At 58.6% G+C, this 14,653-nt stretch carries 14 protein-coding genes; 8 read left to right on the top strand and 6 right to left on the bottom strand.

Annotated features, from left to right (window positions below; translation table 11 throughout):
* Positions 1-87: 87 nt before the first annotated feature.
* From ACERY3_RS00995 to ybbA, 3 genes are all read right to left on the bottom strand, one after another.
* The gene (locus ACERY3_RS00995) at positions 88-1,233 is read right to left on the bottom strand and encodes a porin (RefSeq protein WP_039263983.1); all 1,146 of its coding nucleotides are present in this window, start codon (positions 1,231-1,233) and stop codon (positions 88-90) included.
* A gap of 183 nt (positions 1,234-1,416) precedes the next feature.
* The gene (gene ybbP / locus ACERY3_RS00990; RefSeq protein WP_373224879.1) at positions 1,417-3,831 is read right to left on the bottom strand and encodes a putative ABC transporter permease subunit YbbP; all 2,415 of its coding nucleotides are present in this window, start codon (positions 3,829-3,831) and stop codon (positions 1,417-1,419) included.
* Positions 3,828-4,514: a putative ABC transporter ATP-binding protein YbbA gene (gene ybbA, locus ACERY3_RS00985; protein ID WP_023617272.1), complete on the bottom strand. Its 687-nt coding sequence runs from the start codon at positions 4,512-4,514 to the stop codon at positions 3,828-3,830. Before ybbA ends, ybbP begins: the two co-directional genes overlap by 4 nt.
* Between ybbA and tesA the strand changes: the two genes are divergently transcribed.
* Genes tesA through ACERY3_RS00970 form a run of 3 tightly spaced genes read left to right on the top strand, consistent with a single transcriptional unit; the run spans position 4,485 to position 6,820 of the window.
* Positions 4,485-5,108 (top strand): multifunctional acyl-CoA thioesterase I/protease I/lysophospholipase L1, encoded by a 624-nt coding sequence (gene tesA / locus ACERY3_RS00980; protein ID WP_032661743.1) that lies wholly within the window; start codon positions 4,485-4,487, stop codon positions 5,106-5,108. The genes ybbA and tesA overlap by 30 nt on opposite strands.
* Positions 5,109-5,136: 28 nt before the next feature.
* Complete coding sequence (locus tag ACERY3_RS00975; RefSeq protein WP_014882827.1) at positions 5,137-5,907, top strand: SDR family oxidoreductase; 771 nt, start codon at positions 5,137-5,139, stop codon at positions 5,905-5,907.
* 58 nt (positions 5,908-5,965) lie between these two features.
* Positions 5,966-6,820 (top strand): co-chaperone YbbN, encoded by an 855-nt coding sequence (locus ACERY3_RS00970; RefSeq protein WP_023310624.1) that lies wholly within the window; start codon positions 5,966-5,968, stop codon positions 6,818-6,820.
* Positions 6,821-6,869: 49 nt separating this feature from the next.
* Here the strand turns inward: ACERY3_RS00970 and fetB are convergent, their stop codons facing one another.
* Positions 6,870-7,652 (bottom strand): iron export ABC transporter permease subunit FetB, encoded by a 783-nt coding sequence (gene fetB / locus ACERY3_RS00965; protein ID WP_023310623.1) that lies wholly within the window; start codon positions 7,650-7,652, stop codon positions 6,870-6,872.
* Positions 7,645-8,316, bottom strand: a complete 672-nt coding sequence (gene fetA / locus ACERY3_RS00960; protein ID WP_373224878.1) for an iron ABC transporter ATP-binding protein FetA — start codon at positions 8,314-8,316, stop codon at positions 7,645-7,647. The genes fetB and fetA overlap by 8 nt, the downstream gene beginning before the upstream one ends.
* Before the next feature lie 143 nt (positions 8,317-8,459).
* Between fetA and ACERY3_RS00955 the strand changes: the two genes are divergently transcribed.
* Genes ACERY3_RS00955 through ACERY3_RS00945 form a run of 3 tightly spaced genes read left to right on the top strand, consistent with a single transcriptional unit; the run spans position 8,460 to position 10,719 of the window.
* Entirely contained in the window at positions 8,460-9,311 is an 852-nt protein-coding gene (locus tag ACERY3_RS00955; RefSeq protein ID WP_058841196.1) for a hypothetical protein, read from the top strand.
* 44 nt (positions 9,312-9,355) lie between these two features.
* Positions 9,356-10,270, top strand: a complete 915-nt coding sequence (locus ACERY3_RS00950; RefSeq protein WP_023310620.1) for an SPFH domain-containing protein — start codon at positions 9,356-9,358, stop codon at positions 10,268-10,270.
* Positions 10,267-10,719 carry an NfeD family protein gene (locus tag ACERY3_RS00945; protein WP_039263977.1) on the top strand — a complete coding sequence of 151 codons (453 nt, stop codon included), beginning with the start codon at positions 10,267-10,269 and terminating at the stop codon, positions 10,717-10,719. The genes ACERY3_RS00950 and ACERY3_RS00945 overlap by 4 nt, the downstream gene beginning before the upstream one ends.
* Here ACERY3_RS00945 and cueR read toward each other — a convergent pair.
* Complete coding sequence (cueR, locus tag ACERY3_RS00940; RefSeq protein ID WP_058841195.1) at positions 10,716-11,126, bottom strand: Cu(I)-responsive transcriptional regulator; 411 nt, start codon at positions 11,124-11,126, stop codon at positions 10,716-10,718. The genes ACERY3_RS00945 and cueR overlap by 4 nt on opposite strands.
* Before the next feature lie 108 nt (positions 11,127-11,234).
* Between cueR and copA the strand changes: the two genes are divergently transcribed.
* Both copA and ACERY3_RS00930 read left to right on the top strand, forming a co-directional pair.
* On the top strand, positions 11,235-13,733 hold the full coding sequence (gene copA / locus ACERY3_RS00935; RefSeq protein WP_373224877.1) for a copper-exporting P-type ATPase CopA: 2,499 nt from the start codon (positions 11,235-11,237) through the stop codon (positions 13,731-13,733).
* Positions 13,734-13,783: 50 nt separating this feature from the next.
* Positions 13,784-14,578, top strand: a complete 795-nt coding sequence (locus ACERY3_RS00930) for a TraB/GumN family protein (protein WP_039263973.1) — start codon at positions 13,784-13,786, stop codon at positions 14,576-14,578.
* Positions 14,579-14,653: the final 75 nt, after the last annotated feature.

Here is a 14,653-nt window from a genome sequence, read left to right as displayed (position 1 = left end):
ACCTGGGTTGCCGTTTTTAATGTTTATTCCCTCTCCCCGTGGGAGAGGGTCAGGGTGAGGGCATCAGGCCGCACCCAACAAGACGACTTAGAAGTCGTAACGCAGACGCACCAGGTTCATGTCACCCAGGTTGTCGGTGCTGGAGGTGAACACGTGTTCGTAATCCACGCGGAAACCGTAATCCAGCTGGAAGCTGATACCCACGCCGTTGTCGATGCGCTGGTAGTTACGGCCGTTCACGTACTCAATACGGTCGCCCATGAAGTAAGGCTGGATGGATTTAACCGCGTACTGACCGACTGGGAACTTGTAGCCCGCAAAGTATTCAATACCCCATGCATCACCTGCAAAGTAGTCGTTAACCGACACTTTTTTGGTGGTCATGAAGTTCTGGTACCAGCCGCCGCCAGCGGAGAAGGTCCAGTTGTCCGGGGTCCAGCTCAGCGCGGTACCGAGAATGTTCTGGTCGTAGGTTTTGCTGTCGCCGTTATCCGGGTTACGCATGTCCGCGCGGGTGTAGTTCCACGCCGCGCCCCAGGTCAGATCGGTGGTCAGGTGGTAATCCAGACCCAGCGAGCCGCCGCCTTTACGCTTGTAGCGCAGGCCGTTGCCCGGCAGGTATTCGCTGTCTTCAAACAGGTAAGATGCGTAGATGTCGGCATCGCCCACGGTTTTCTTATATTTCAGCATATTACGTGAACGGTAAGAACCGTCGTAATCGCCTTTGATCCCGTTACCTGGTGCCTGACCGATCATGTCGTAGTCCCAGATATCGGTTTTCGCGCCCACCACATCATAGTAAACGCTGTTCTGTTGACCGAAGGTCAGCGTACCCCAGGTGTCGCTCTTCAGGCCGGTGTAGAGCATACGACGCGTCGTGTCGTGATCGCTTTCGCTGTAGTGGTTGTCCCAGTTGAACATTGCAGGGAAGTTCACGCCCAGCTCGTAGTAGCTTACCCAGCTAATGTCATCAAACAGGTAGTAATCAGCCGCGAAACGGAAACGGGTACCGCCGTCAAAGCCGTTACGCTTGTAGCTGTTTTTACCGTCGTCGCCGGTCATGTTCTGGAACTGAGGACGAATACTGCCGCCAACGGTAAAGTTCAGGCGGCTCAGCGGGTTACCCGCCTGAGGATCCTGCTTAAGAACGGTGATTTCCGCCTGAGAAGCGAAGGTAGTCAATGCCACTGCCGCGCCGATCGTTGCCGCCAGCGCTGATTTTTTTATAGTCATTATTTTTCCTTAATAGACACGCTGCTAAATATTTAGCGGGTGAATATTAACTGGAAATAATCGGGCCGTGTGGTCGGGTTTTTAATGTTTTGTGCTACTAAATGAGTGGGTATTATCACTTTGTGCTATTTAAACGCTGCGCACCGGCATTAACACCCGATGCGCAACTATCACGGTTCTAAATCAACTTGCAAACTGACGGAACAGGGCTTTGCCCTTTAACAGCCGCGTGCCGAGCCAGCCTCCGCAAAGAGAAAGCAGCACCGCGCCGCTGAGAGGCAGGATCAGCCAGAGGCGCCAGTCAGGCTCCCACGGGAAGTCGAAGACCTTTGTCTGCAGTACCGCCAGCGCCGTTTCCGCGCCAATGGCCGCTACCAGACCCGCCACCAGCCCCAGCAGCGCAAACTCGCTCCAGAGCGTCATCCGCAGCAGCCGCTTTCCGGCACCCAGCGTGCGGTAGACCACCAGCTCCTGATGGCGCTGGCGCATGCCCACCTGCACCTGGGCCAGCAGCAACAGCACGCCGCAGAGGGCCACCAGCACCACCATCACCTCCAGCGCGCGGCTCACCTGCTCCAGCACCTGCCCCACCTGCTTCAGGATCGCCCCAATATCCAGCAGGCTGACCGTCGGAAACTCCCGGTTGAGCTGGGTCAGCATGCCGTTGCCGTTTTCCCAGCGGAAGCTGGTCAGCCAGCTCTGCGGCTGCCCGTCCAGCGCGCCCGGCGGGAAAATAAAGAAGAAGTTTGGCCGCAGGCTTTCCCAGTCCACTTTACGCAGGCTGGTGACTTTCGCGGTAAAATCCTGGGTATCGCCGGTAAAGGTGACGCTGTCCCCCAGCTTCACGTTCAGGCGCGTCGCCAGCCCCTCTTCCATCGACACTTCCCCCGCTTTTGGCGGCCAGGTGCCGGCGGTTATCGGGTTGTGGTCAGGGCGTTTCTCCTGCCAGGTCAGGTTCAGCTCGCGGTTCAGCGACTCGTCCTTGTTCCCGTCCGCTGGCTGGCCGTTGATCTGCGTCAGACGCGCGCGAACGATGGGATAAAACGACTCAGGGATAATGTGATGCTCCGACAGGAAGCCCTTCAGCGGCGTGACCTGCTCAGGGGCAATGTTGATCAGGAAATAGTTCGGGCTTTCCGGGGGAAGCTGCTGCTGCCAGCGATCGAGCAGATCGCCGCGCAGCACTAACAGCAGCGCCAGCAGCATAAACGACAGCGAAAACGCCGACAGCTGGCTGAGCGTTGACCACGGCTGATGCAGCAGGCGGTTGACCGCCAGGCGCACGGGCAGCGATTTCACCGTGAGCCGCTTCAGGACGTTGAGCAGTATCCAGCCCAGCACGCCGCACAGCAGCGCCAGCACAACCGCCCCGGCCAGTACCGCCCACAGCAGCGTGCTGCCCCCCATCAGCCACGCCAGCAGCCCCACCGCCACGGCTATTATCACCGGAAGGTAGAACTTCAGCGGCCAGACGTTCGCCACCACGTCATTGCGAAGCACGCGCAGGGGCTGCGTCGCGAGCAGCAGGCGGTAGGGGCGTAGCCCCACCAGCAGCGAAATCACCGTCATCGCACCGATTGCCCACAGCCACGGCCAGAGGCTGGCCGGCGGCAAGGCGGCCGGGAGCACCGGTTTCAGCATCACCATCAGCAGTTTTTCAAACAGCAGCCCCATTATTCCGCCGGTCAGCGCGGAGAGGACCAGCAGCATCAGCCACTGGCCGACAATCAGCTTGCGCAGCTGCGCCCTGCCCGCCCCCAGGGTTTTGAGGATCGCCACCAGGTCGTAACGGCTGCGGCAGTAGTGCCCCATCGCCACGGCAACCGCCGCCACCGCCAGCAGCAGGGTCAACAGTGCCGAAAGCAGCAGGAACTGCTGAGAACGTTCAAGTGATTTACCGAGCGCGCCTTCGTCCTGCTCCAGCCCGTACCAGCGGTGCTCCGGCTTGAGCTGCGGCAGAAGCCATTTTTCATACGCGTCAAGCTGGGCAGGCGTGCCGCCAAACTTATAGCGCCAGGTGACGCGGCTGCCCGGCTGTACCGCATGGGTTGCCGCAACATCCGCGGTGTTCATCAGCAGGCGCGGCGCGAGCTGGAAGGGGTTAAAGCCGGAATCGGGCTCCTGCACCACTTCCCCGGCAATGTTGAGGGTGGCGTCGCCGACGTCGATACTGTCGCCGGGTTTCAGGTTCAGAAGCGCCATCAGACGTGATGCCAGCAGCACCGTGCCGGGCTTTGGCTTCAGCCCTGGCGGGTTGGTCTGCAGTTCGCCGTACATCGGGTAGATATCATCGACGGCTTTAACGCTGGCGAGCTGCGGCGTGTCGCCCGCAAACGTCATGGTCTGGAAGCTTATCTGCTCCCCCACCTTCAGCCCTTGTTTACGTGCTTCGTCAATCCAGCCCAACGGCACCGGGCGAGAGCTTTGCAGCGCCCGGTCACCCGCCATAAATTCCCGGCTCTGCTGGCTAAGCCCTTTTTCCATGCGGTCGCTGACGCTGCCGAGCGCCAGCACGCAGGCCACCGCCAGGCTTAGCGCCAGCCAGACAATCAGCAGCGAGGGCGAGCGCCACTCGCGCCAGAACCAGCGGGTAATCATGCCTCCTCCTGAAGGATACCGTTCACCAGCCGCAGGCGGCGGTCGCAGCGGGCGGCGAGCTGCGGATCGTGGGTGACGAGGATCAGCGTGGTGCCGTGCTCGCGGTTGAGCGAAAACAGCAGGTCGGCAATCCGGTCACCGGTTTTACGGTCAAGGTTACCGGTGGGCTCATCGGCAAACAGGACTTCGGGACGACCGTTAAACGCCCGCGCCAGCGCCACGCGCTGCTGCTCGCCGCCGGAAAGCTGTGCGGGAAGGTGGTCGAGACGCTTGCCCAGACCGAGCTGCTCCAGCAGCGCCTTCGCGTGCGCCCGGCTTTCACGGCTGTTTTCACCGCGCAACAGCGCCGGGAGTTCGACGTTTTCCAGCGCGTTCAGGGTTGGGATCAGCATGAATGACTGGAAGACAAAACCAACGTGACGCGCGCGCAGCGCGGCCCGCGCCTCTTCATCAAGCTGATGCAGCGGTTGCCCGACAAGATGGACCTCGCCGCTGCTGCCGTCGTCCAGACCGGCCAAAATCGCCAGCAGCGTGGACTTGCCGGAGCCGGATTCGCCAATCAGCGCGATGGTTTCAGCGCGTTTGACAACGAGTTCAACTCCAGTAAGGATGGAAAGCTCGTGTTCCCCCTGACCGACGGACTTCTTAAGATGATGAACTTCAACACTGTTTTCCGCTGGCATTTGCCCTTCCTGTTTTTGATTCTGATGACCTTCCGCGCGGCGGCAGCGGACACGTTACTGGTTCTCGGCGACAGCCTGAGCGCTGGCTATCGCATGGCGGCCAGCGCGGCCTGGCCCGCGCTGCTCAATGACAAATGGCAGAGCAAGACGTCGGTAATTAACGCCAGCATCAGCGGCGATACCTCGCAGCAGGGCCTGTCACGCCTGCCTGCACTGCTCAAACAGCATCAGCCGCGCTGGGTGCTGGTGGAGCTTGGCGGTAACGATGGATTGCGCGGTTTCCAGCCTCAGCAAACCGAGCAAACGCTGCGCACCATTTTGCAGGATATCAAAGCGGCAAACGCCCAGCCGCTGCTGATGCAAATTCGCCTGCCCGCCAACTACGGTCGTCGGTATAATGAAGCCTTTAGCGCGATCTACCCTAAGCTTGCCAAAGAGTTTGATATTCCGCTGCTGCCATTTTTCATGGAAGAGGTCTATCTCAAACCCCAGTGGATGCAAGACGACGGGATCCACCCCAATCGCGATGCTCAGCCGTTTATTGCCGACTGGATGGCAACGCGGCTGGCTCCTTTAGTTAAACATGACTCCTGATTAAGCGGAGATCCTGACAGGTAAAGTTATGCAAAAATCGGTCTTAATTACAGGATGTTCCAGTGGAATCGGCCTGGAAAGCGCGCTCGAACTGAAGCGCCAGGGGTTTCGGGTGCTGGCGGCGTGTCGCAAACCCGACGATGTCGAACGCATGAACGGGCTGGGCTTTACCGGCGTGCTGCTGGATATGGACTCGCCGGAGAGCGTTGAACGCGCCGCCGATGAAGTGATCGCGCTGACCGACAATCGTCTGTACGGGCTCTTTAACAATGCCGGCTACGGCGTGTATGGCCCGCTGGATACGCTCTCCCGCGAAACGCTGGAGAAACAGTTTTCGACCAACTTCTTCGGCGTGCATCAGCTCACCATGCGCCTGCTCCCCGCGATGCTGCCGCACGGTGAAGGGCGCATCGTGATGACATCGTCAGTGATGGGGCTGATTTCCACCCCGGGCCGCGGCGCCTACGCCGCCAGCAAATATGCGCTGGAGGCCTGGTCCGACGCCCTGCGCATGGAGCTACGCCACAGCGGCATCAAGGTCAGCCTGATTGAACCCGGCCCGATCCGCACCCGCTTTACCGAAAACGTGAACCAGACCCAGGCGGATAAGCCGGTCGAGAACCCCGGCATTGCCGCACGTTTTACCCTCGGGCCAGAGGCGGTGGTGGCCAAAGTGCGCCATGCTTTTGAGAGCGAACATCCTAAAATGCGCTATCCGGTGACGCTGGTCACCCATGCCGTAGGCTGGTTAAAACGCCTGCTGCCGGGCCGGATGATGGACAAAATTTTGCACGGTTGAGTTGAAGCGACGACGCTCATCCCCATGTAAAGAACAAACCGACAAAAGAGAAAGCCGCATGTCCGTACAGAATATCGTCAATATTACAGAAGCTAACCTGCAACAGACCCTTGAACAGTCGATGACCAAACCGGTCCTGTTCTACTTCTGGTCTGAACGCAGCCAACACTGCCTGCAGCTGACGCCGGTGCTGGAAAGCCTTGCCGCCCAGTACAACGGTCAGTTCATTCTCGCTAAGCTGGACTGCGACGCCGAGCCGATGGTGGCGTCTCAGTTTGGTCTGCGCGCCATCCCAACCGTCTATCTGTTCCAGAACGGCCAGCCCGTTGATGGCTTCCAGGGGCCGCAGCCGGAAGAGGCTATCCGCGCCCTGCTGGATAAAGTGCTGCCGCGCGAAGAAGAGCTGAAAGCGCAGGAAGGCATGGCGCTGATGCAGGAAGGCAAATACGACGAGGCGCTGCCGCTGCTCAAAGAGGCGTGGCAGCTGTCGAATCAGAACAGCCAGATTGGCCTGCTGCTGGCGGAAACGCAAATCGCCCTGCACCGTTCAGAAGACGCGGAAGCCGTACTCAAGACGGTTCCGCTGCAGGATCAGGACACCCGCTATCAGGGTCTTGTCGCGCAGATTGAGCTGCTGAAACAGGCGGCGGACACCCCGGAAATTCAGCAGCTGCAGCAGCAGGTTGCCGACAACCCGGCCGATGCCGCGCTGGCAAGCCAGCTGGCGCTGCAGCTGCACCAGGTGGGGCGTAACGAAGAGGCGCTGGAGCTGCTGTTCAGCCATCTTCAGAAAGACCTGGCAGCAGCAGACGGTCAGGCGCGTAAGATGTTCCAGGAAATTCTGGCCGCGCTGGGCACCGGAGACGCGCTGGCGTCGAAGTATCGTCGTCAGCTGTACGCGTTGCTCTACTAACAAAAAAATGCCCGGTGGCGCTAACGCTTACCGGGCCTACAAAACAGGCTTAACCCGTTTTCTTTAATTGCGTCACCACCAGCTGGTGGCGCGCGTTGTAGAACTTCCGATAGGTCAGGTAGCAGGCAATGATGGTTGACAGGCTTGCCGTGGAGAGCAGCATAAACGTCACCATGATCTGATACTTAATCGCTTTTACCGGATCGATACCGGCAAAAATCAGCCCCGACATCATGCCCGGCAGGCTCACCAGCCCCACCGTTTTGGCTGAATCGACCGTGGGGATCAGCGATGAGCGAATGCTCTCACGGATCAGCCGCGCCGAGGCCACTTTAGGCGTCGCCCCCAGGCTTAATTTCTCCTGCAGCTGCTGCTGTTCACTGCTGAAGCGCTGGCCGAGATTGTTATAACAGAGCCCAACGGCCACCATGGCGTTCCCCGCAATCATCCCGGAGATAGGGATAACCTGCATCGGCGTAAAGGCAATCGAGCCGGAGAGCACCAGCACCGCCAGCGTGAGCGCCGTCCCGGTGGTAATGGCGATAAACGACGAGATAAACGCCTTATCAATGTATTTACTGCGTTTCTTCGCATTCCACGCCGCGTTGAAACAGATAAAGAGCACCATCAGCAGCGTCAGCACCGCGTGGTTGACGTTGAAAATATACTTCAGCACATAGCCGACGATGATGAGCTGAACCACCGCGCGGCAAATACTCCACACAATATCTTTTTCCAGCCCCAGCTTTTCCCGGTAGCTGACCACAATCGCAATCAGCACCAGCACCATCGAAAACGCCAGTGATTCATTGGTAATGTTATGCTCACCCACGGTTAGCCTCCTGCATTTTCCCGCCGTGCGGCTGAAGCGTAATCACGTCATCCGCATGGGTTATTTCGCTAGCGTCGTGCGTCACCCACAGCACGGCAATATTCTGCTCCCGGGCGTAGCGATGAATAATCTCGTTAACGTTGCGCTTGTTGACGTCATCGAGCGCGCTGGTAATTTCGTCCAGCAAAAGCACCTTCGGTAAAAACTGCAGGTTACGGATCAGCGAGACGCGCTGCTTTTCTCCGCCCGACAGCGCGGTGATAGATTTGGTTAACGTCTCCTGCGCCAGGCCAAAGCGGGCGAGATCGCTGATAAACTTTTCCGGTTCCGGCGTTTTATTGCGGATTTGCCACGGGAAAATCAGGTTGTCATAAACCGTATCGCCAAACAGCGCGGGGGTTTGCACGCAGTAGGAGACCTGCTGGCGATAGTTTTCCGGGGACAGGGTTGCGATATCCTGTCCTTCAAACAGAATAGCGCCCTCCGTCGGGCTGAGGAGTGAGGCCACAATTTTCAGCAGCGTGCTTTTACCGCAGCCAGAGGGGCCCGTGATTAATTTAAACTCGCCCGGCGACAGGCTAAACCCGACGTGCTGAAGAATAATATTTTCTCCAACACGAAATCCGATATCCCTGAGTTGTAATAGTTCTTTTTTATCGTTCATTACGCTTCCGTTAACCGCTTCGTGTAATAACCGCCTGTAGCATAATCCTTTCGTGCGCACAGAGCGAATAGCCTCACGCTAAAGCAAGTGTTAAACTTTTTGTTTGTTATTTGTCTCCACCATCACTACAGGAAGTAAGCAGCATGGCACATATCTTTTATGAGTTTCCTTCCCTGAAGCCTGGTGTTCCTGATGTCGAAACATTAATGGAAGTCATCAAATCGTCGGAACTCACGCGTTTTGTCATCGGTGCAGAGGTGGTGGATTTTGTTAAGAAGGCGCTTATCGTGAACACCACGATCGGCAGTTTCAAAAATTGCTATTTCGCCTTCGACAACGGGACACACTTCCTGGAATTTGACGGCAAGGGAAAATCCAAACGCTTCAATGAGGTACCCGACTGGTTCGTCTCTCCGGCTGAATTTTCTCGTACCCAGTGGCTTATCAACCACGATCTTGCGGATGTAAAGGCCACCCAATTCATTGACGTGCTGATGTCCTACCCGCTGAAAGAGCGCCGTGCGCACTGTAATTTGTTATTCGGGCTGGATCTGGAAAAGGTGAATGCGGTTCCGGCCGCAGCGTCAGCCGCAGGGAAAATCGGCAATAAAAACGGTAAAACGACCAAACCGCGCGTGACCGATCTGGGATCGTTTGAATTGTTCAGCCAGTTCTTTGCGCGCATGAAAACCGCCGTGCTGGCCGATGAGTTTCCCACCCTGCAGGTTCTGACGGGCATGGATAACCTGACTAAAGCGCCGCATAATTTAAAGCAGGGTATCAGAACATGGTTCAAGGCCATCGCGGGCGACCTTCCCCCTAATAACAAGCGCGTTGAAGCGGGGAATGCCGTTCTGTTCTGCGCCCCCATTCGCGAACAGATCCAGCGTATCGAAGCGCTGGGGCTGGAGAAGTACTACCAGGGATTATCCAAAGCCATTGCCGAAGCGGGTGATGGATTCATCTCTGACTTTACCTATACTTACGAGCAATAAACACACACATTCACTCATCACAGCATGCAAAACAGGAGGTTTTTATGCTTATCGTTGTTCCTGTCCTTATTTTCGTTGCGCTGGTTATTGTGGGCGCAGGCGTCAAAATTGTCCCTCAGGGCTATCAGTGGACCGTCGAGCGTTTCGGTCGATATACCAATACCCTCCAGCCAGGCTTAAGCCTGATTGTTCCGTTCATGGATCGGATTGGACGCAAGATCAACATGATGGAGCAGGTACTGGACATTCCTTCTCAGGAGATCATCTCCAAGGATAACGCCAACGTCACCATTGACGCCGTCTGCTTTATTCAGGTGATTGATGCGCCGAAAGCGGCCTATGAGGTCAGCAACCTGGAGCTGGCGATCGTCAACCTGACGATGACCAACATCCGTACCGTGCTCGGCTCGATGGAGCTGGACGAAATGCTTTCCCAGCGCGACAGCATCAACACCCGCCTGCTGCACATTGTCGATGAAGCAACGAACCCGTGGGGGATCAAAGTCACCCGTATTGAGATCCGCGACGTGCGCCCGCCGGCGGAGCTGATCGCCTCCATGAACGCCCAGATGAAGGCCGAGCGAACCAAGCGTGCCTACATTCTGGAAGCCGAAGGGGTACGCCAGGCGGAGATCCTCAAAGCGGAAGGGGAAAAACAGTCGCAGATCCTGAAAGCGGAAGGCGATCGTCAGTCCGCATTCTTACAGGCGGAAGCGCGTGAACGTTCAGCCGAGGCGGAAGCCCGCGCCACCCAGATGGTGTCCGAGGCAATCGCCGCCGGTGATATCCAGGCCGTGAACTACTTTGTCGCGCAAAAATATACCGACGCGCTAAAACAGATCGGATCGGCGAACAACAGCAAAGTGGTGATGATGCCGCTGGAGGCCAGCAGCCTGATGGGCTCTATCGCCGGTATTGCCGAACTGATTAAAGACAGCGGAAACGAGCGTAAAAAATGATTGAGCTGATCGCTGCACATCCTCATGCCTTCTGGCTAAGCCTCGGCGGCTTATTGCTGGCGGCGGAGATGCTGGGCGGCAACGGCTACCTGCTCTGGAGCGGTGTTGCCGCCGTCATTACGGGCCTTCTGGTCTGGATCCTTCCCCTGGACTGGGCGTGGCAGGGTGCGCTATTTGCCGTGCTGACGCTGGTGGCCGCGTGGCTGTGGTGGCGCTGGCTAAACCGGCGGGTTACCGAGCAAAAGCCGCTGGACGCGCACCTCAACCAACGCGGACAGCAGATTGTCGGCAAGCGTTTTACGCTCGACACCGCGCTGGTAAACGGACGCGGGCACATGCGCGTGGGCGACAGCTCGTGGCCGGTAGTCGCCGACGACGACCTCAGCGCCGGCACGCGGGTTGAGGTCATTGCGGTGGAAGGCATTACCCTGCGGGTGAAGGCCTGTTAGACAGATGCCTTACGATGACAGCAGCCGGCAAGATTATCGATAATCGGGCAGTCGGCGCTGTCATCCCCCGGACAGGATTCCGCGAGCTGCAGCAGCTGTTCGCGCATCGCCTGCAGCTCGATGATGTGGCGTTCGATCTCGGCCACTTTTTCCAGCGTGCGTTTTTTCACGTCGGCGCTGTGACGCTTCGGATCGTTAAACAGGTTAACCAGCTCGCCGCACTCTTCCAGATTAAAACCGACCTGCCTTGCCTGGCGCAGCAGCGTCAGCTCATCAATATGCAGTTTCGTATAGCTGCGGTAGCCGTTTTCGCTGCGCAGCGGTGGCGTCACCAGCCCCTTCTCTTCATAAAAGCGAATCGCTTTGCTGGTTAAGCCGGTTTTTTTTGCCACGTCACTGATATTCACATTTCCCCCTTGACCTTCCCCTTGATGGAAGGTTTAACCTTTATAACAGTCAGTGAAAAGCACTGTATCGGTCAACAACTGACCAGATCATTATACGGGAGTTTTACTATGTCTCACACTATCGACCTGACGCTGGACGGCCTCTCCTGCGGCCACTGCGTCAAACGCGTTAAAGAAAGCCTGGAACAGCGCCCTGACGTTGAAAGCGCTGACGTGACTATCGATCATGCCGCCGTCACCGGCAGCGCCAGCGCGGATGCGCTGATTGATACCATCAAGCAGGCCGGTTACGGGGCGGAGTTAAGCCACCCAAAGGCTAAACCGCTGGCAGAGTCATCATCCCCGTCGGAAGCACTGACAGCGGCCACTCCTGAGCTTCCGGCAGCTGATGATATTGACGACAGCCAACAGCTGCTGATCAACGGCATGAGCTGCGCCAGCTGCGTCTCCCGGGTACAAAACGCCTTGCAGGCCGTACCGGGCGTCGCGCAGGCACGGGTAAACCTCGCGGAGCGCACTGCGCTGGTGATGGGCAGCGCCTCCGCCGCAGATTTAGTGCAGGCCGTTGAGAAAGCGGGCTACGGGGCGGAGGCCATCGAAGATGATGCCGAGCGCCGCGAGCGCCAGCAGGAAACGGCTATCGCCACCATGAAGCGATTCCGCTGGCAGGCGATTGTCGCCCTGCTGGTGGGTATTCCGGTGATGGTGTGGGGCATGATGGGTGACAACATGATGGTCACCGCTGACAACCGCACGCTGTGGCTGGTGATTGGTCTGATTACTCTTGCGGTGATGGTGTTTGCAGGCGGGCATTTCTATACCAGCGCCTGGAAGAGCCTGAAAAACCGCACCGCGACGATGGATACGCTGGTGGCGCTCGGAACCGGCGCGGCGTGGCTCTATTCGATGAGCGTGAACGTCTGGCCGCAGTGGTTCCCGATGGAGGCGCGCCATCTCTACTATGAAGCCAGCGCGATGATTATCGGCCTGATTAACCTGGGCCACATGCTGGAAGCCCGCGCCCGCCAGCGCTCCTCGAAAGCGCTGGAAAGATTGCTTGATTTAACCCCGCCGCTGGCGCGCGTGGTCACGGACGAGGGGGAGAAAAGCGTCCCGCTGGCGGAAGTTCAGCCCGGCATGACGCTGCGCCTGACGACGGGCGATCGCGTTCCCGTTGACGGCAAGATAACCCAGGGCGAAGCCTGGCTGGATGAAGCGATGCTGACCGGCGAGCCTATCCCCCAGCAGAAAACAGACGGCGACGCCGTTCATGCCGGCACGGTGGTGCAGGACGGCAGCGTGCTGTTTACCGCCAGCGCCGTCGGCAGCCACACGACGCTGTCGCGTATCATCCGCATGGTGCGCCAGGCGCAGAGCAGCAAGCCGGAAATTGGCCAGCTTGCTGACAGAATCTCGGCCATTTTTGTGCCGGTGGTGGTCGGCATTGCCCTGCTGAGCGCGGCGATCTGGTATTTCTTCGGCCCCGCACCGCAGATTGTTTACACCCTGGTGATTGCCACTACGGTGCTGATCATCGCCTGTCCTTGCGCCCTTGGCCTGGCGACCCCAATGTCGATTATCTCCGGCGTAGGCCGCGCGGCCGAATTTGGCGTACTGGTACGGGATGCGGACGCGCTGCAGCGGGCCAGCACCCTCGACACGCTGGTGTTTGATAAAACCGGGACGCTGACCGAAGGCAAACCGCAGGTGGTGGCCGTCACTACCGCAGGCATTGCGCAAGAGGACGCGCTGCGCCTCGCCGCCGCGCTGGAGCAAGGATCCAGCCATCCGCTGGCGCGCGCCATTCTCGATAAAGCGAATGCTTCTGCCCTGCCGCAGGTCAGCAATTTCCGCACCCTGCGCGGGCTCGGCGTCAGCGGTGAAGCAGAAGGCCATGCGCTGCTGCTGGGCAACCAGGCATTGCTTAATGAAAACGGTATTGATACCGCCGCGCTGGAAAGCGAGCTGAAAGCGCAGGCGTCTCAGGGCGCTACGCCGGTTCTGCTGGCGGTGGATGGCAAAGCCGCCGCGCTGCTGGCCGTGCGCGATCCGCTTCGCCAGGACAGCGTGGACGCCCTGCAGCGTCTGCACCGTGCGGGCTATCGTCTGGTGATGCTGACCGGGGACAATCCGACAACGGCCAACGCCATCGCGAAAGAGGCCGGAATTGATGAGGTCATTGCAGGCGTACTGCCGGACGGTAAAGCGGACGCCATCAAGAAACTGCAAAGTCAGGGCCGTCAGGTGGCGATGGTCGGCGACGGCATCAATGATGCCCCGGCGCTGGCCCAGGCGGACGTGGGGATTGCCATGGGCGGCGGGAGCGATGTCGCCATCGAAACCGCTGCGATTACGCTGATGCGCCATAGCCTGATGGGCGTTGCCGACGCGCTGGCCATTTCAAAAGCCACGCTGCGCAACATGAAGCAGAACTTACTGGGAGCGTTCGTCTATAACACCCTCGGTATCCCAATCGCGGCCGGTATTCTGTGGCCGCTGACCGGCACGCTGCTTAACCCGGTGGTCGCGGGCGCGGCGATGGCGCTCTCCTCCATTACCGTGGTGAGCAACGCCAACCGCCTGCTGCGCTTTAAACCGAAGGATTGAACCTTGTACCCGTACGCGCTAGCATGAACCTTTCCATTCATGGAGCGCGTATGGGTCTGTTTAATCGTATAAAAGCATCGTTTCGCGCCCTCTTTCCTCGCCGTTATGCCTGGCCCGGTCTGGATATCTCTCTCCCCGGCGGGCAGCACCTGCATCTGGTCGGCAGTATTCATATGGGTACGCAGGATATGTCTCCCCTGCCACCCGGGCTGATTAAACTGCTGAAACGCGCCGACGCGCTGGTCGTTGAGGCGGACATTTCGGGTCAGGAGTCGCCGTTTGCCGGGCTGGAAAGCGATCTCACTCTGGCGGAACGTCTGGATGATCCCCGGCTTGCCGAACTGACGCGCGTCGCGGATGAAACCGGCGTGTCGCTCTCCATGATTGACACCCTGCCGCTCTGGCAAATTGCGATGGTGCTGCAGGCTACGCAGGCGCAGCGTCTGGGACTGCGCGGTGACTACGGCATTGATTACCAGCTGCTGAACGCGGCAAGGGCGCGCAGCCTGCCCGTCATCGAGCTGGAAGGGACGGACAGCCAGATTGCGCTTCTGCGCCAGCTTCCCGACGACGGCCTGATGCTGCTGGATGATACGTTGACCCACTGGCACACCAACGCGCGCCTGCTGCAGACCATGATTGGCTGGTGGCTGGACGCGCCGCCTGAGGACGGTAAGCTGGCGTTACCGTCGACGTTCAGCGAATCGCTGTATGATGTGCTGATGAATGCGCGCAACAAAGCCTGGCGGCAGACGCTGCATGCTTTGCCCGCGGGGCATTACGTGGTGGCGGTTGGGGCGTTACATTTGTACGGAGAAGGGAATTTGCCGTCACTGTTGAAATAAAAAAATGGCCAATATTTCTATTGGCCCGTCAAAGAGGAATTTCATCGTTTTTATTATGCCGAAGGAGACCTTCGG

The sequence above is a fragment of the Enterobacter cloacae complex sp. ESBL7 genome (assembly GCF_041679625.1).
Taxonomy (GTDB): Bacteria; Pseudomonadota; Gammaproteobacteria; order Enterobacterales; family Enterobacteriaceae; genus Enterobacter; species Enterobacter asburiae_B.
Note: the sequence above shows the minus strand (reverse complement) of the source record. Positions and strands in the feature narration are given on the sequence as shown.